Origin of the sequence: Alteromonas sp. K632G, assembly GCF_017653625.1 — a bacterium.
GTDB lineage: Bacteria > Pseudomonadota > Gammaproteobacteria > Enterobacterales > Alteromonadaceae > Alteromonas > Alteromonas naphthalenivorans.
In genome coordinates this window covers 257,740-275,289 of record NZ_JAGGDM010000002.1, presented here as the reverse complement: position 1 = coordinate 275,289, position 17,550 = coordinate 257,740, and the positions used below count along the sequence as shown (strand labels likewise).

Below are 17,550 nucleotides of genomic sequence, written 5' to 3'. Positions count from 1 at the left end.
ATATATGGCCTATTGGGGTGGAATGCGTTGCACCTCAATGGGCTTTTTTGTCATAGTGGAGACTGAATAAAACAGTAAAGTAAACACAACGCTTAGCAATAAAGAAACAAGCCCTCTACACTTAATGAAAAAGGGATAAACAGTGTCGAACCAACCTATTAAGCATGTAGTCATTGTGGGCGGTGGAACCGCTGGTTGGCTGTGCGCTGGAGTATTAGCCGCTAGGCTGGGTAATCGCATCGGCAACAGTGACGAAAGCGCAATTAATATAACGCTGGTGGAGTCGCCTAATGTGCCGAGTATCGGCGTGGGAGAAGGCTCTTGGCCTTCCTTACGGGATACACTGCAAGAAATAGGTATTAAGGAAGCGGATTTTCTTACTTGCTGTCACGCATCCTTTAAACAAGGCTCTACTTTTGCTGGTTGGCGCAACGGCCATCAAGGTGACAAATACCAACACCCTTTCACGACACCCACAGGCTATACTGAACTGGACATTCACCGTTGCTGGCAACAGTTTTTCAGCAGCGAATCGTTTGAACAAAGTTTCTGCTTACAACCCGATATTTGTCATGCTGGACTAGCACCAAAGCAAAACTCCACGCCTGAATATGCTTACGTACTGAATTACGGCTATCATTTTGACGCCTCCGCATTAGCGACCCTGCTTACAAACCATTGTAAAACCAGCTTAGGTGTAAAGCACACGCAAGCGCATATTGCGAACGTGGTTACACAAGATAATGGCGATATCGAGTCGCTGGTGACTGAAAACGGCGATACGATAAAAGGTGACTTGTTTATTGATTGTAGCGGTCAACAAGGGCTATTAATCGACAAACATTACCATGTGCCATGGCATTCAGTGTCGTCGGTGCTGCTAAATAACCGCGCCGTGGCCGTACAGGTGCCTTATGGCAGCATCGACTTGTCGGCATCTGCCGATACCATTGCTTCAACGACAATCGCCACAGCCCAAACCTGCGGTTGGACGTGGGATATTGGCTTGCAACACCGTCGTGGTGTGGGGCTAGTGTATGCCAGTGACTATGCAAGCGAGGAAAATGCAGAATCTATACTGCGCGAGCACTTAGCAAAGCGGTTACCCCAAAGTGAGTTAGAAAACCTCACATATAGACATTTACAGTTTGACCCAGGCTATCGAAAGCAGTTTTGGGTAAATAATTGTATTGGTATGGGGATGTCAGCAGGCTTTATCGAGCCGTTAGAGGCCTCGGCAATTGCGATGGTTGAGCTAGGTATTCGCATGCTGTGCGACCAATTTCCGCAGAACCGACAACACATGAGTCACGTGGCCTCGCGTTACAATCAGCGTTTTACCTATCGCTGGGAAAGAGTTATCGACTTTCTAAAATTACACTATGTGTTAAGCGAAAGAGAAGAGCCCTACTGGTTAGCACAGCGAAGTGAATCCAGTATTCCAGACTCGCTGAACGCGCTACTTGATTTGTGGCAATATCAAGCGCCTTCTCGCTACGATCTTATTGAAAATGAGGAAATCTTTCCTTCGGCAAGCTATCAATACATTTTGTACGGTATGGGGTTTCACACCACCGGCAGACAGCTTGATAAAAACAGCAACATGGTTAAAAAAGCCTTCGCGTTAAAACAAAGCCTACAAAAAGGCAAACGCCAATTGCTTGCTGGGTTGCCAACCAACCGCGATTTACTCACCGCCATTTCTCATTGTGTAGAGAAAGAAACCACAACAAATGATAACGACAAGAAAGAAGGACCTCGCCATGATGTCATCGGATTCCGATAATTCAAACACTTCGGGAGCGAAAACTAGCCCAGTAAAGCGTGTCGTGATTGCAGGTGGTGGCACCGCTGGCTGGATGGCGGCGACAGCGCTTTCAAAATTACTCGGCAAATCCCTTTCCATTACGCTGGTAGAATCAAAAGATATCGGCATTGTTGGTGTTGGCGAGGCGACCATCCCCCCTATTCGTACGTTCCACAAGCTCCTCGGTATAGACGAAAAAGCCTTCATGCGTGCCACCAATGCCACCTTCAAATTGGGCATAGAATTCGAAAACTGGCGAGAGCAAAATCACAGTTACATCCATTCATTTGGGGTAACAGGTCGAGAGTGCTGGGCAGGCGAATTTCATCACTTTTGGTTACGAGCAAAAGACCTGGGTTTTGGTGGTGACTTCGGTGATTACTGCACCGAATTAAAAGCCGCGAAAGAAGGTAAGTTTGCCTATGGCGAACGCATGCCAATGAACTTTGCCTATCACTTTGATGCCGTGGCTTACGGACGCTTTTTAAAAGAGCTAGCGGTAGAAGCGGGAGTGACGCATATTGAAGGTGATATTCAGCATGTAAGTAAATGCTCACATACCGGTTGTATATCTAGTATAAAGCTTTCGGATGGTCAGGAAATAGCGGGTGATTTATTTATCGACTGCACTGGGTTCAAAGGGCTGTTGATAGAAAAAACACTTCATACCGGGTATGAAAACTGGAGCCATTGGCTTCCCTGCGACAGTGCTTTGGCAGTACAAACCGCGTCGACGGGCGCGCCCATTCCTTATACAAAAAGTGTGGCACATACTGCGGGCTGGCGCTGGAAAATTCCGCTTCAAAATCGAGTGGGTAATGGTTTAGTTTACTGCAGCAATTATATGAGCGACGACGAAGCTAAAGACACCTTATTAAGTGCCATAGAAGGCGAGACGTTAAATGAACCAAGAATTATAAGATTTACACCAGGTAAACGTCGGTTAGGGTGGAATAAAAACTGTGTTGCATTAGGGTTAGCCAGCGGTTTTATCGAACCTTTGGAGTCTACTAGTATTCACCTGATCATGACCGGTATTGTACGCTTAATGCGCTTGTTTCCATTTGATGGAATAACCCAATCGACCGTAGATGAATACAATAATAAGTACAACAGTGAAATGGCAGCCATTCTCGATTTTATTGTGATGCACTATAAAGTGACCAACCGAAAAGACAGCCCATTCTGGGAACATTGCAATAGCATGGATATTCCCCCTTCCCTCACTCACAAAATAAACCTATTTAAACAAACTGGAAGAGTGTTTTTAGATGATGGGGATATCTTCCGCGTCGATTCGTGGACACAAGTTATGATGGGGCAAGGCGTGGTGCCAGAGCAATATCATCGGGTAGCCGATGAAATGTCTGAAACCGAACTTGAGCGGTTTCTAGCCGGCTTAAAACAACAGGTAGATAAACAGGTATCGGCGTTACCGTATCATCAAGACTTCCTTAAGAAATACCTGTAATTAATAGAGCGAAGTTGATTATCCTGTTTCACCATAAACTCATTCAATGATTAGGCTAATTATCAATTTATGGTGAACTGCTATGCTTTAGCCAACATTAAGCACTAGCGCCTAAATGAGTAGAAGATACTGCTAATCATTTTTTTACCAGTAGCCTTTACTAACAGCGCATGCACAGTTCGCCCCTTAGCGTGGTGCACAAATATTTCTTAAATAGGAAAATAGCCAGATGAAAGCTTACTCAGTATTGGATGTAATCGTTAAAGATGAGAGTTGGGTTCCAGCGTATATGGAAAGCGTGGGCGACATAGTGTCGAAACACGGTGGAGTATATTTAGCTAATAGCACTAACTACGAATTTGTAGAAGGTAGCGGTAATAAAGAAGCGGCGCGGGTTATTATCGAATGGCCATCTGTAGATGCTGGTAAAGCGTTTATGTCAGACCCAGCTTATCTTCCCCATTTAAAGGCACGTCAAGCTGGCACCATCAGTAATCACTTTTTGATTGAAGGCAAAGCCTGATATTGCGTTAGCGCAGTGTCCGCCGCATTAGTGTCGCGTTGGCTCTTCAACAATACGCCATAAGCACTATGCCGGAAGTGGGGAGATGAATTATCTATCCAAGCTCGGCCTAGTGCGAATGGAAGTGTTATCAATTAGCGTGGCATATTCCCAATCTGCTTAAGAATACTGCCGAAGGCTTTGCCGCCATTTTTTTGAATTTGCTTATCGAAATATAAACTACCTAAAACAAAAACGGTGATATGACCTACCGAGCGCCATGTCGCATGGGTTTTGCCGTCGATTTTCTTCAACGTAATTTCACCTAATTGGTGATCATAAGGAAGCGGTTTTGACTTCACCACTTTATAGCCTAATTTATAGGGAGGATCGTAAGCGACTATTTCTTCATGCAAGTTGGCCCCACCCGCAATAATCTCTCGCACAGCACCAAGACCATTTTGTTCCAACTTACCTTCAACAATAAGGTTGGATGCTTCCACGCCTTTAAATTGTGCATAGTTTGCATGGTCACTTAACGTGGCAAAAACAAAGTCTATTGGCTGGTCGATAATCCGCTCTACATGAATTGAAAACATCCACTGCCCCTGATGCATTTATTGTTATTGAGTACGACTGATTTATTCACTGCTTACTCAAATATAAAGCAACAGATATATAGCTCAAATAACCACTTTTGATTTGTAACTATAGGTTGAGGGAGGGCGCTGATAAGCACTTATGGTAAAAGCTTAAAAAAACCTCGCGATATCGCGAGGTTTCTAAGTTTATTGTTCGATTTACTAAGGGTTACTGAGCTTTATTCAATATTCTGAATTTGCTCATTGAGTAGCGGCCTAGACCCTAACAAACTCAATGAGTTATCGAAAAGAAACCGTTCAAAAATGCCTGTTTGCCCACCAAACTGCCCACCACTTGCCTATGGCTTTTACTAAATCTTAGTGGTTAGCAATGGAAAAACAGTGTCGTTTTTATGCTGCTGTTAGAGCAAAACATAGCAGTTTTGAAGGGCTTTATCGAGTAATTTTTTCAACACTTTATTTAATAATGGATACAATAATATCCACTTTATGTTTTATTTCGATATAATGGATATGACTGTATCCATTTGGCCTTTGCGGATGAAATTTACCTTACTTGATGATACCGATGTAAGCCACGCCTATGCGGCTTATTTACGTGAGTTACGAAAGCAGGCAAAGCTGTCACGAGCGGCGCTTGCTGAGCGAAGCTGCGTACCTGCGGCCACCATTAAGAAATTTGAGCTGACCGGGCAAATTTCATTTCGCCAATTGCTGTTGCTATGGCAGACCCTTGATTCGCTAGAGAGGCTCTATCAACTCACACAACCTAGCAAAGAACGGGTCACTATGCCCTCTAGTATTGATGAGGTGCTAAAAGATGAGTTTTAAACCCATTCAAAAACTCGCCGTGACTCGCACCTTAAGTTCAGGTGAGCAGGTTGCAGTAGGGGTCTTGGCGCAGAATCGGCAAGGCGTTTTTTTCCAGTATGCAGACAGCTACTTGCAGCAGTTTGGCAACTTATCACCTTTTACCTTGCATGCGAACGCGCAAGTTCAAGTCGCTCCTAAAGCGCCGCACCAAGGTGTACATGGCGTATTTGGAGATTGTTTACCCGATGGCTGGGGCATGCTGTTACAAGATCGTATTTTCCGGCAAAAGGGCATCCTACCTAATCAATTAACGGCGATGGATAGACTGGCCTTTGTCGGTGATAAAGGCATGGGAGCATTGTCTTTTTCTCCGGTGTCTGAGTTTTCAGCCACCACGCACGCGGATATTGATTTAGCGACGTTAGGCTTAGAAGCACAAACGCTGTTCGATTCTTCGATGTCAGATTATATGGATGATAATCACGATGAGTTAGATGGGCATACTCAACAGGTGTTGGCCGCATTAGTCGCCGGAGGTAGTTCGGGTGGGGCAAGGCCTAAGGCACAAATTTATATGCCTGCTGGGGAAACTCAGTATTGTCGAACCTTCGCTCAGCTTGGAGATGAGGCTTGGCTGATTAAATTTACTTCTAAAAATCTCGCGCTCGGGCATGAAGAAGGTTTGTGCGAGGCAGTTTATTTACAAATGGCAGAACTTGCTAAGTGTCAACCGCCGCAATGGCAACTCATTGAAGCACCACCTACCAGCGGTGCGCCTGCCTGGTTAGCGCTTAAGCGTTTTGATTATGTCACTGAACAGGCCGATTTAGGCAGTAATCGCAGTTCAGGTCGCCTGCATATGCACAGCGCTTGCGGGCTAATGGATGCAGACTTTCGAACGCCAAGTTTAGATTACATTGATTTAATTAAAGCCAGCCGTCAGTTGTGTAAATCGCCAGCGGCTGGACAACTGCAATTTCGCCGCGCCATTTTTAATCTGCTGTCGTCTAATCAAGACGACCACAGTAAAAACTGGGCGTTTTTGCAAGCGGATGACGGTCAATGGGATCCTGCCCCTTTTTACGATGTGACTTACAGCCCACATCCATTCAACGAACACGCCACTGTGTTCGGAGGTTATGGTAAAGCGCCACCGCTTAAGGTGATGCAAAAACTAGCGACCAGTGCGGGCTATGGGAGTTGGCATGATGCAAGGCAAGTCATTGAAGAAGTTGCAGAAGCCATCAGCCAATTTGCTTATCTTGCGACGCAGCTAGAGATCAGTAAAACAACAGTGTCTGCGATTGCTAAGACATTGGAGCAGCGCAAACAAGAAAATGCAGCGCTTTTTCAATGAAAGTAAAACAAACTTTTCAATTCACAATAAATAGATAGCAAGGTCATCGTGAGCGAATATCAATACTATAAATTTGAGCGTCTGGATGGGTATTTAGATGCTAAAGCACGTCAAGCACTCAGGGCCATTTCAAGCCGTGCCGAGATCAGCGCTACGTCCTTTCAGGTGTATTACACCTACAGTGATCTAAAGGCCGAGCCTTTTGAGCTGATGTTAAAATACTTTGATATCGGTTTTTACTATGCCGATTGGGGCTCAATCGATGTATACATCAAGCTACCAGCAGGAACGCTTCCAGATGCGTTACTTGGCTTTTCAAGTGATGGACTTCATATTCACGAAAACGATGAGTGGCAGTTGCTGATTTTTTCCCTTGAGGAGTATGATGAGTATTTTGACGATGAGCATGCTGACGACTTTTTCCAGCATTTAGCTGGGTTACGCAGCGGGTTAATGCAAGGGGATTGGCGCCTTGTGTACTTTATGTGGCTCAAAATGTTTGATTTTAATGATGACGTTGAGCGAGTGCCGTTAATTCAATTCGATTTTGAGCACTTCAGTGAAGAGGAGCAGGCGTTTGCAGCGCTGTATGATATTCCCTTAGCATTAGTTAAGGCTCTGGCCATGGTGCTGAAGGAGCAACCCAGTCACCTAGCCAAACAAACCCAATTTCAGTTTGATTCGTGGCTCCATAATCTCTCGCAAGCAGAGAAAGACACGCTTTTACGCACGCTGTTTGAGCAAGGCCAGCTAACCCGACACCAAGCCTTAGCGCTGACGCGAAAAGAACCTGTCAACACAGACGAGATCTATCAATACTGGTTAACCTCCGCCGTCATTTCTCCTTTCATTGAGCAAGCGCAAAGTCAATTACAGCAAGAGCAAGCCGCAGCACTCGCAAAAAAATTAGCTATCGAAAAAGCGGAAAAAGAAAAAGCGTTGACGGATATCTACAATCAACATGAGCACTACTGGCAGCAAGCACAAGAGCAAGCGGATCGCACTTGCGCCAGTGGTTACGATGCGGCATCACGCTATCTGCATCAGCTGTTTGAGGCCTATCAGTTCAAAGCTGATGAAGCGGCGTTTGAACAACGATTTAAGCGCTTTGTTGTGGCGAATAATAGCCGTAAAGCACTGTTAAATCGCTTGAGTGATTTGCTTTAAACGATGAGGCGATAGGCTGGCCAAATGACGTTAGCAAAAAACCGATTGAGGGTTGGTTGAAAGGTTGTAAGCCCACCAAAGGTCTACAAATTGTTACCTATGAAGTCACTTTGTGTAGACCTCGGGGTCTAAGCAACGCGCTTTTACCATCTCTGTGGTAAATACTGCGTGAAATACAAAGGCATCACGATATTGGTTTGCTCTAATGCGGATGAGCCTTGTGTACCCGTTAACTTAAAGGTTTTACTTGGAGTACATTTTTCAACGTAGGATGCCAACGATTTTGCTCTTTTACGTTTACCACTTTTGACCTCCACAGGGACGATATCGCCTTCATCGGTCGCCAAAATAAATTCGATTTCGGCGCGGGCGTCATTCCATGAATAGCTTGGGTCAACGCCAATGGCAGTGAGCTCTTGTTGCACAAAGTTTTCAGCCACATAGCCTCTGTAGTTATAAACAGAGAGATCATAGTTTTGCTGTTTAATCTCTTTATAACTGCTGCCGAGCATATGATTAAGCAGGCCCACATCAAACAGAAACAGTTTCACCATATTTTCTTTTTTATAGGCCGCTAACGGAGATTTCGACAATCCTTCAATAGGGTAGTTTGGCAAAGCTAAGCGGCAGCAGTTAAGCCAATGGATCGCGGTTTCAAAATCGCTATAACGAGATTTACGCTCATGCACATGCTTAAATTTAAAGCGTTTAACCGACTCATCGCTGACAAGTGATAGCTGGGCTGGAATGCTATTAAATACCGATTCAATCAGTGTGGCGTCGACCTTGCCCGCGTACTTACCAAAATCGCGGCGATAACCTTCCACTAAATCGGCATGAATTTTTGTGACTTTTTCAACACGCTCTAGAATGCTTGAATCCTTATACTGATACCAAGCAGAAACGGCTTCCGGCATACCACCAGTAAAAAAGTAGTCAGTGAGTTTGTCCATCAATTTGGTGTGTACTGCCGGTGTGCTTGCTTGACTATCAAACGCTTTGATCAGCGCTTGCTCGTTGGATGCGTAAATAAATTCTTGGAAGGTCAGTGGTCGTAAATTGTATTGTTCTACCTTGCCCACAGGGAAGGTGTTGAGCAAACCAATATTCGAGCCGCTGGCAGCGACAAAATAGGACGGTGCTTTTTCAGCAAAGTACTTTAGTGAGGTAACGGCACGTTCACATTCGCCAATTTCATCTAATATCAGCAGATCGGTTTCTGGGTTGAACGCTTGGTTGGTTAACAACTCAATGTTCATTACTAGCTCGTCAGGTGACAGAGAGCCATCGAACGCTTCTTTGTAGGCAGGGTTTTCAAGGAAGTCGATACGAAGGATGTTGGCAAAGGTGTTCCCAAATATCTCTTGTAGCAGATAGGTTTTACCTGTTTGTCTTGCACCATCGATCAATAATGGCTTGCGCACCGGTTGATTTTTCCATGCTATTAGGGCGTTGAGTAAGTTGCGCTGCATTGTCATTTCCCGCCAATTAAGACTGTTAACTGCCTGTAGTATAACTCAGTCTACACTTTAACGCGCAGAAAAGTGTGGAATTATACATTTTTATGCGCATAAAAGTGTAATCCGCAACCTTTGGCATTCAGGGATCCATTTCATCGCCTTGACCAACGCGCAAGCTAAACCTAAAGGTGGGATATAAATCCAATTATATAGAGTAAAGTAGGAATATAGTCCTACATATAAATTGTTGGAGTTGCTTGGGATTCAAAGTTGGACTATATTCCCATTAACGGTTAAATAGTGGGAATATAGTCCCTTTGGTTGGTGATATGGCTAAGCGTGACTTACACAATGTACTGTTTCCAAAGCAGCGCAAAATCCTGAGGCATTTTGGTGAAGACTTGCTGTTGGCGATGAAACGACGTGGTTTTACAAAAAAGCTACTGTGTGAACGTACTGGTTTTGATCATAAAACCGTGAATAAAGTCTTCGCCGGTGATCCGGGCGTTGCCATAGGCACTTACTTAAAAGTGATGGCTGTTCTTGGCATGGAAAGCAACTTTGCAGAAATGGCCGCTCATGATGAAGTGGGTATCAAGCTGCAAAACATAAAATTGCTGGAAGGTTCAAAATGAGCCGTGAAATCGTCGAAGTCTATGCCGACTGGCAGCCAATTGAAGCGCCTTTGCTAATTGGGCTGCTTGCTCACAGTGATTCAAGCCGAGGTGGCGTATTTAGTTTTGCCTACGATAAAGCATTTTTAACCTCAGCCTATCGCTTGCAAATTGATCCAATCCTAACGCTTCACTCCGGTGAACTCTATAACGATGAAGCCGATAAAAACTTTCGCGCATTTCTTGATTCATCGCCTGATAGATGGGGGCGTATTTTAATGCAGCGGCGTGCGGCGATTGAGGCGCGCAAAGGCATTCGAGCAACAAGTCGATTAAACGAATTGGATTACCTGCTGGGCGTACATGACTCTTATCGGATGGGGGGGATTCGATTTAAGCGAGTAGGCTCGGATGCTTTTTTGGACGGCAACTCTGAGTTTGCTGCGCCACCAATGGCTTCTTTGCGAGAGCTAGAGCACGCAGCAATGCAGATTGAAAAAGACGATAACATCGACAGTGACGAGTATTACCGCTGGTTGAAAATGCTGATTTCTCCAGGCTCATCATTAGGTGGTGCAAGGCCCAAGGCTTGTGTCACAGATGAACAAGGCCACTTGTGGATTGCCAAGTTTCCCAATCTAAATGATACCCATGACGTGGGCGCATGGGAGATGGTCTGTTATGAATTGGCTCTTGCGGCAGGTGTTCACATGTTTCCAAGTGAGATCAAGCAATTTTCGTCACAGCACCATACCTTTTTAACCAAACGGTTTGACCGCGACGGTGAAAAGCGGCTGCATTTTTCATCGGCCATGACACAGCTTCAATACTATGATGGTGAACAATCTCAAGGTGCTAGCTACTTAGAGATTGCTGAATTTATTTCCAATTCTGGTGCACAAACCGCAGCCGATTTAGCTCAGTTATGGCGTCGAATCGTGTTTAATATTGCGGTGTCCAACACGGATGATCACCTGCGTAACCATGGGTTTTTATTAACAAAGAATGGCTGGAAGTTATCACCCGCTTATGATTTAAACCCGATAGTGGGTAAGCATGGCCTGCATCTGAATATTACCGATGCAGACAACGCTTTAGACTACCAGCTAGCCTTTGATGTGAAAGACTTCTTCAGACTTTCGCAAACCCAAGCCACGCAAATTTACGATGAAGTATTAATGGCGGTTAAGCAATGGCAAACCGTTGCTAAGCGGCTAGGGATCAGCCGAGCGGAGCAAGCCATGAAACAATCAGCGTTTAACGTTTAATGAGTCAGTGAAACTATATTTTCATTTTTCAGCAGATAAAGAAGTTTTAGTTTCACTTTATGCTTTGCCTCATACTCCATGTGTTTTAACACTTCGCTCATCCCTTGGGCTTTTGGGGCAGTTTGGGCAAAGCCTTAGTTCACGCCACTTAGCCACGCACCAACCCTGCCCACAGAACAATTATTATTTGGGGCACTATCTACAAACTGGGGCAAGTAGCTACTTGTACCCTCAGAAAGCTGCACGATCTGGGCATTTATCTGCCTACTGCGTCCGTTTAACTCTTTGATAATAGCGGGGCAAACTCCTAACTGAACTTAACAGATCAGTGAGGAAGCAAACGATGAACCCAACGACACAATCATCCACCACATCAACACACCCAGCGCGTCAGCAGCGGATTTTGCGCTTGCCCGAGGTAAAGGCCAAAACGGGCTTTGGCCGCAGCACCATTTATGCCCTTTTTATATACAGAGAGGGGCCAACGGTGAATTTCCGCGATCCATTCGTATTGGTGCGCGTGCCGTGGGCTGGTTAGAAAGCGATATCGACCAGTGGATTGAAACTCGCCGTATCGGTGCTGCTTGTGGCCGTGGATAAACCATCAGCATCAACCCCGTTACCTGCCAATGAGGTGAATAACAACATGCCAACATTACCGGCTGGTTTTGCCTATAACGCGCAAAACTGGCTGGTGATGCAACCAGCAGGGCAAGATAGCCCAGTTAAAATCTGTTCTTGGCTGCAAGTAGCTGCTCGTACTCGCGATCCGCAAGGGGACAACTACGGCTATTTATTGCACTGGTTAGACGATGACAATCGCCATCGCTACTGGGCCATGCCAGCAGAACTATTGGCCGGAGACGGCAGCGAGTACCGCCGAATCCTACTCAGCCGAGGCATGCGGCTGAGCAACAGTGTCAAAGCGCGGCAGTTGCTCTCGCTATTTATTCAACAAATGGGCGAACTGGCCACGCAAAAGGCCATCAGCGTGAACTGCATTGGCTGGCATCACCACGCTTATGTGCATCCGCGCCTCACCTTTTACCCAAGCGAACACAGTAACAACCCGCGTATGGTGCTGCAAACCATGCACCCGATAGAAGGCTTTATTCAACAAGGTAGTAGCGACAGTTGGCGGCAGCACGTTGGCAGTGATTGTCTGGATAACCCGCTATTAATTGTTGGTGTCTGCGCTGCACTGGCTGCGCCTTTGTTGCATTTGTGCGGGGTGGATGGTTTTGGTTTACACCTCTACGGTGCCAGCAGTACTGGTAAAACCGCAGCGCTGTATCCGGCATTATCGGTGTGGGGCGAACCTAATCAGCTGCGCCACAGTTGGCGTGCCACGGCCAACGGTTTAGAAGGCACTGCATTAGCGCATAACGATGCCTTGCTGGCGCTCGATGAAATGGGCGAAGTTGACCCAAAAGAGGCAGGTGATGTCGCTTACATGCTTGCCAATGGCCAAGGTAAAACCCGTGCAGGCAAATACGGTGAAATGCGCTTACCCGCCCGTTGGCGCTTGGTGTTTTTATCCACTGGCGAAGTGACGCTTGAAAGCCATCTTGCCAGTATCGGCAAGCGCGTAAAAGCTGGCCAGCAAGTGCGAGTGATTGATCTCAGTGCCGATGCTGGTGCGCAAATGGGCGTGTTTAACCAGAGTCATGGTATGAACGCCGCCGATTTAGCCGATCACCTAAAACAGCAAAGTCGCCAACATTACGGCTGCTTGGCCTTGGACTGGTTACGGTATTTAACGCAGCACAGCGCGCAGGTGCGACCCGTTTTTCAAAACGTACGCCAACGTTTTTTAGCTAGCTTACCAACCGAGGCTGACGGCCAAGTGCGCCGGGTCGCCGAAAAGTTTGCCTTACTGGCCAGCGCTGGGTTGTTAGCCATTCAAGCCAAAGTACTCGATTGGCCAACCCAAAGTGTCGAGGCAGCCTGTTTAAGCCAGCTTAACCAATGGATACTCGCCCGCGGTGGTGTGGCCGCCAATGAAGACCAACAAGCGATTCGCCAAGTGCGTAGCTTTATTGAACAGCATGGTGAAAGCCGTTTTACACCTAAACAAATCGGTTACAGCAGTCAAGTACGCCAGCGTGCAGGTTGGCTTGGCCGCTCCTGCGCATCCATGCGCTCGCGGCATACCGTTCATCCTGAACATAACACCAGCGGCCCACAAACCCTTTACCTGTTTTACCCAACTGGCTGGCGTGAAGCCACCGAAGGCCTAAGCCCAGATCGCGCCGCCAAAGCACTGATGGCCGCAGGCTACCTAATCCCCGATGGCAACCGCCCACAGCGCAAAGTCAGCCTGCCCGACAACACCCGCCCACGCATGTACTGTGTTAAAGGCAGCATCTTGGATGACTAAAAAGGCGATGAATCCTATGTAGGCTTGTCGCCTTGCAGTGCACCGCCAGTCAACACAAGGGCTGGACGAGGTTTAAAGGTTAAGGCAGACAAGACCGCTAGTGTACTGGTTGTGTACTTGCTGTGATTGGTGATCGCCATTGCGCTGAATGATGGAAAATAATCTTGTGATCTAATCAGTAGATGATAAGATGTCGGGCATGTATAAATGCACAGTTATCAAGGGCCGTGTAATGGAAGAGCTTAAATTTGGGTTTAATTCTCACGATATACCAGTAACGCTGGTTAACAATACATCGCCAAACGATGCTTGCGCGTCGTTCTACTTTCGTCAGGATGGTGAGTACTATCTGCTTTGGGTTGAGCACCAAAATGTTGAGTATCGAGAGCGTGATGACTTACCAAGATATGCCATAAGCTGCGCCATCAACGAAGGGGATGATGAAAACCCTGAAATTTATAGCGACACATCCAAGAACGATATTTTTAGATCCGGTGACGTTAAAGACTTGATCGCTTATTTCCATTCTTAGGTTTCATCTTCAATTTTAGTCAGTAGAGAAATATGGAAAACCTCAAACAATCGCGCTGCGTGATTGGGATTAAAGGGCAAACGCCCGACCCCGATTACCCCGTTGATATCTGGTTCGACTCGCTGAAATCGGTGGCCAATGTGCTGTCGAAAGAAAACCAGCAGTTGTTAAAAGTAATCGCCGAGCAACAGCCGCAATCGGTCACTGAGCTGGCCACGCTTACGGGCCGAGCGGTCAGTAATGTGTCGAGAACATTAAAAACATTGGGCAAGTACAACTTAGTTGAAATGCAAAGTACTAAAAACATGCTTCGCCCTACCGTCACCCATCAAGAATTTTTAGTAGTAGTTAATAATGAACAATAAAACCAACGTCCTTCTGAAAGCAGAAGAAATTATTAAGCCCGTAGCACTTGAGCATGTGCCACAAGACAGTGACGTTGAAGCGGTAATTGACCAATGGTTACACGCCATTGCGACTGATAGCCAGTTTTACTGCAAGCCAGATATCAGCAAGCCAGAACAGCTCAAAGAGAGTGTAATCAGCCTGCTACAGCAAAATAGTTTATACACAACGCGTAACGCGTTCTTTAATGATGTGTTTGGTGCTTTAAAGCTAAAACCTGACTTTGATGCTAAGTTTCGTTTTATCGACTTATTCGCAGGGATCGGTGGAGTTCGACTCGGTTTTCAACAAAATGGCGGTGTTTGTGTATTTTCTTCCGAATTTGATAAGCATGCCCAGCAAACCTACAAAAATAATCATGGCGAGATTCCATTTGGCGATATTACAAAGATCCCCGCGAATGAAATCCCTGATCATGACGTTCTTTTGGCTGGCTTCCCATGCCAACCATTTTCGCATGCGGGCCTTAAACTAGGGATTGAAGATACCCGAGGTACTCTATTTCATGACATAGCCAATATTCTAGAAACGAAAAAGCCTAAGTTTGCGTTGCTTGAAAATGTGAAAGGTTTAATTAGCCATGATAAAGGCTATACGCTCAAGGTTATTTTAAAAACGCTAACCAAAATGGGATATAGCTGTAATATTCCTAAAAGCGTTATTGAGCATGGTTCTACAAAGGAAATTCAAGCCTTAGCCAAAGAAATGGTTCTGAAATCAGTGGACTTTGGAATACCGCAGAATAGACAGCGCATATACATCGTTTTATGGCGTGATGGCGAAGTTAAAAGTTTTGAGTACCCAAAACCACTAGGCATTGAAGTTAAAGTTGGTGATAAGCTTGAGGAAAACCCAGATCCTAAATTAACTATTTCTGATAGATTATGGGAAGGCCATCAACGTAGAAAAATCGAAAACAAAAAAAATGGCAAAGGCTTTGGTTTTGGTTTAGTTACAGAAGAATCCCCTTACACCAATACTATCTCTGCAAGATATTACAAAGATGGTAGCGAAGTATTGATTGCTCAGGTTGGAAAAAACCCTCGGAAGATTAGCCCAAGAGAAGCTGCACGATTGCAAGGTTTTCCAGATGAATTTGAACCAAGCACTTCAAAAGTACAGGCTTATAAACAATTCGGAAATAGCGTTACTGTTAATGTAATTGATGGATTAGCTAAAAAAATCAGGAATATATTAGATGGCATTAATTGATTTAAGTGAGAAGTTTAGAGAAATCAGAAGCTCAGTTGAAGGAGTCAACTTTACTGATGTTAAGCTAACAGAAAAATTCAAGAATGAATATGAGCTTTATCTAAATGAGAATAAGGCAAATGGTTATTCTAAAGTTGAATTTGCTGAGTTTTCTACCAAAATTACAACATCAACTGGTAAAGCTATTTTTATCACTAACTTTTGGTTCTATATTGCTGCAGAGCTTTCTAATTACTTAGATGGTCTATCACAACAAAAAAATATTTTTAAAGATATATATAAGGATACAGATCTTCAACAAGCTGCCGTCGCTCTAAGAGATGGAGTTTCCGAGCAAGAAAAAAGCAAGATTGAAAATTATTTCAGCTCAAAGGGTTATACAAATGATGATCTTGAGTGCTTTTTATCATTCGTATCGGATTACAAAAGTTGGGGAGGAGGTAAAACAATAGATCGCAATGATTACTACGTATCCCCATTATTGCAGGCTGGCAATTTGTTGGCAGAAACGCAAAGTGCAGTAGCTGAAATAGCAAAGCAACTGTCTGAAAACCCAGCACTAAAAAACTCATTTAAGCCCATATTCACACCTAAAGTGCAAAAATCAACGGAAACTCTTTTGAGTAATAAAAGTTGGGGATGCTCAACTTTATCCAAACCTTTCCTCCTTCTCGCAGGTATCTCTGGCACAGGTAAAACCCGCTTTGTGCGTGAGCAAGCAAAAACATCAAAGCAGTTTGCTGAAACTTATTGTTTAACCTCGGTGCGCCCCGACTGGCATGAGCCGAGCGATTTGCTTGGTTATATTTCACGCCTAAATGGCGCTGCGGAATACATCACTACTGATGTATTGCAGTTTATCGCCAAAGCTTGGCGTGCCATTGCTGATAGCGGCTTAACCGTTAAGGTGCAAGAGAGCGAAGATCAAGGCGAGCGTTTAGTTGTGGCAGGTGAGCGTGATGAGTTAGATAAGGTGCTGCCTTATTGGCTGTGTTTGGATGAAATGAACCTTGCCCCAGTAGAGCAATATTTTGCTGATTATTTATCGGTACTGGAAACCCGCGAATGGCGTTGGACAGGTGAAAGCTTTATCTACAGCTGTGATGCGCTATTAAAACCCGCCACCATTAAAGAAATTGCGGACAAAGAAAAGCTACGCGAAGCGCTAGGTTTTGATGACGCGCAATACGATGAGCTGTGGGCACATATTTGCCAATATGGTTTAGGTATTCCGTTTAACCTGTTGGTTGCAGGTACAGTGAATATGGATGAAACCACCCATGGTTTTTCACGCAAAGTGATTGACCGTGCCCTGAGCTTTGATTTTGGTGCGTTTTTCCCTAACGATTATAACGACTTTTTCAACCCAACCAGCTGCAATAAACGCCTTAGCTATCCTATTTGGTCAAACGCCAGCAAAGCGGATTTAGCTGATACTTTTGATGCTGATGGTACCAAAACCGTTGCGTTTTTATCGGCCGTTAATGCCGTGCTAAAAAATACACCGTTTGAATTGGCATTTCGTGCGCTCAATGAACTGCTACTTGCGGTGGCTAGCAGCCAACCACAAGATGCCCTGACTCTAAAAGCTGTATGGGACGACTTTATGATGTGTAAGGTTCTGCCGCGTATCGAAGGCGATACCGACAAACTAACTACATCTGATGGTAAGGCTTTGTTGGTTGAACTTAATACTGTGTTGGCAGACCAGTTAGCCCCTATTTGGTTAGCTTCTGAAACGGACGAAACCAATCAACGCCCTGACTTGTATCGTGAGAAAATCGTGGCCGACGGTGCTACTGATGAGGAAAAAGTACTTCGTATACCTTGCCGTTCAAAAGCGAAGTTGCAGTGGATGAGCGGGCGATTAGCCAGTGCCACCTTTACCAGTTTCTGGCCTTAATGGGTTGGTGTTGTTTGATGCTTTTTGCAATGAATGCAACCTATAAGCAGAACCCGT

The 17,550-nt window shown here is 45.2% G+C and carries 15 protein-coding genes and 1 pseudogene; 14 read left to right on the top strand and 2 right to left on the bottom strand.

Features of this window, described 5'->3' with window-relative positions; all coding sequences use genetic code 11:
• The first annotated feature begins 142 nt into the window (after window positions 1-142).
• From J5X92_RS03930 to J5X92_RS03920, 3 genes are all read left to right on the top strand, one after another.
• The gene (locus J5X92_RS03930) at window positions 143-1,786 is read left to right on the top strand and encodes a tryptophan halogenase family protein (protein WP_208804707.1); all 1,644 of its coding nucleotides are present in this window, start codon (window positions 143-145) and stop codon (window positions 1,784-1,786) included.
• Entirely contained in the window at window positions 1,764-3,278 is a 1,515-nt protein-coding gene (locus tag J5X92_RS03925; protein ID WP_013786796.1) for a tryptophan halogenase family protein, read from the top strand. Before J5X92_RS03930 ends, J5X92_RS03925 begins: the two co-directional genes overlap by 23 nt.
• A 229-nt stretch (window positions 3,279-3,507) precedes the next feature.
• Window positions 3,508-3,801 carry a DUF1330 domain-containing protein gene (locus J5X92_RS03920; protein ID WP_013786795.1) on the top strand — a complete coding sequence of 98 codons (294 nt, stop codon included), beginning with the start codon at window positions 3,508-3,510 and terminating at the stop codon, window positions 3,799-3,801.
• 134 nt (window positions 3,802-3,935) lie between these two features.
• Here the strand turns inward: J5X92_RS03920 and J5X92_RS03915 are convergent, their stop codons facing one another.
• A complete protein-coding gene (locus J5X92_RS03915; protein WP_013786794.1) occupies window positions 3,936-4,379 on the bottom strand; it encodes an SRPBCC family protein in 444 nt (147 codons plus the stop codon).
• 543 nt (window positions 4,380-4,922) lie between these two features.
• On the opposite strand from J5X92_RS03915, the gene J5X92_RS03910 reads away from it, so the two are divergent.
• Genes J5X92_RS03910 through J5X92_RS03900 form a run of 3 tightly spaced genes read left to right on the top strand, consistent with a single transcriptional unit; the run spans window position 4,923 to window position 7,719 of the window.
• Window positions 4,923-5,213: a helix-turn-helix transcriptional regulator gene (locus J5X92_RS03910; RefSeq protein WP_000673265.1), complete on the top strand. Its 291-nt coding sequence runs from the start codon at window positions 4,923-4,925 to the stop codon at window positions 5,211-5,213.
• Window positions 5,203-6,552: a type II toxin-antitoxin system HipA family toxin gene (locus tag J5X92_RS03905; protein WP_013786793.1), complete on the top strand. Its 1,350-nt coding sequence runs from the start codon at window positions 5,203-5,205 to the stop codon at window positions 6,550-6,552. The genes J5X92_RS03910 and J5X92_RS03905 overlap by 11 nt, the downstream gene beginning before the upstream one ends.
• A gap of 48 nt (window positions 6,553-6,600) precedes the next feature.
• Window positions 6,601-7,719 carry a hypothetical protein gene (locus tag J5X92_RS03900; RefSeq protein ID WP_208804705.1) on the top strand — a complete coding sequence of 373 codons (1,119 nt, stop codon included), beginning with the start codon at window positions 6,601-6,603 and terminating at the stop codon, window positions 7,717-7,719.
• 143 nt (window positions 7,720-7,862) lie between these two features.
• Here J5X92_RS03900 and J5X92_RS03895 read toward each other — a convergent pair whose 3' ends face one another.
• Entirely contained in the window at window positions 7,863-9,191 is a 1,329-nt protein-coding gene (locus J5X92_RS03895) for an AAA family ATPase (RefSeq protein WP_208804703.1), read from the bottom strand.
• Between the two features lie 317 nt (window positions 9,192-9,508).
• On the opposite strand from J5X92_RS03895, the gene J5X92_RS03890 reads away from it, so the two are divergent.
• The 8 genes and pseudogenes from J5X92_RS03890 (at window position 9,509) to J5X92_RS03855 (ending at window position 17,493) form a co-directional block, all read left to right on the top strand.
• The gene (locus J5X92_RS03890; RefSeq protein ID WP_041453222.1) at window positions 9,509-9,814 is read left to right on the top strand and encodes a helix-turn-helix domain-containing protein; all 306 of its coding nucleotides are present in this window, start codon (window positions 9,509-9,511) and stop codon (window positions 9,812-9,814) included.
• Entirely contained in the window at window positions 9,811-11,061 is a 1,251-nt protein-coding gene (locus tag J5X92_RS03885) for a type II toxin-antitoxin system HipA family toxin (RefSeq protein ID WP_015485376.1), read from the top strand. Before J5X92_RS03890 ends, J5X92_RS03885 begins: the two co-directional genes overlap by 4 nt.
• Before the next feature lie 343 nt (window positions 11,062-11,404).
• A pseudogene (locus J5X92_RS03880) lies at window positions 11,405-11,661 on the top strand (AlpA family transcriptional regulator).
• Entirely contained in the window at window positions 11,648-13,441 is a 1,794-nt protein-coding gene (locus J5X92_RS03875) for a DUF927 domain-containing protein (protein ID WP_208804701.1), read from the top strand. Before J5X92_RS03880 ends, J5X92_RS03875 begins: the two are co-directional and overlap by 14 nt.
• A gap of 232 nt (window positions 13,442-13,673) precedes the next feature.
• Complete coding sequence (locus tag J5X92_RS03870; protein WP_208804699.1) at window positions 13,674-13,973, top strand: hypothetical protein; 300 nt, start codon at window positions 13,674-13,676, stop codon at window positions 13,971-13,973.
• 32 nt (window positions 13,974-14,005) lie between these two features.
• Complete coding sequence (locus J5X92_RS03865; protein WP_208804698.1) at window positions 14,006-14,338, top strand: MarR family transcriptional regulator; 333 nt, start codon at window positions 14,006-14,008, stop codon at window positions 14,336-14,338.
• Window positions 14,328-15,590 (top strand): DNA cytosine methyltransferase, encoded by a 1,263-nt coding sequence (locus J5X92_RS03860; RefSeq protein WP_208804697.1) that lies wholly within the window; start codon window positions 14,328-14,330, stop codon window positions 15,588-15,590. Before J5X92_RS03865 ends, J5X92_RS03860 begins: the two co-directional genes overlap by 11 nt.
• Window positions 15,577-17,493, top strand: coding sequence for a restriction endonuclease (locus tag J5X92_RS03855; RefSeq protein WP_208804696.1), 1,917 nt, complete (start codon window positions 15,577-15,579; stop codon window positions 17,491-17,493). The genes J5X92_RS03860 and J5X92_RS03855 overlap by 14 nt, the downstream gene beginning before the upstream one ends.
• Window positions 17,494-17,550: the final 57 nt, after the last annotated feature.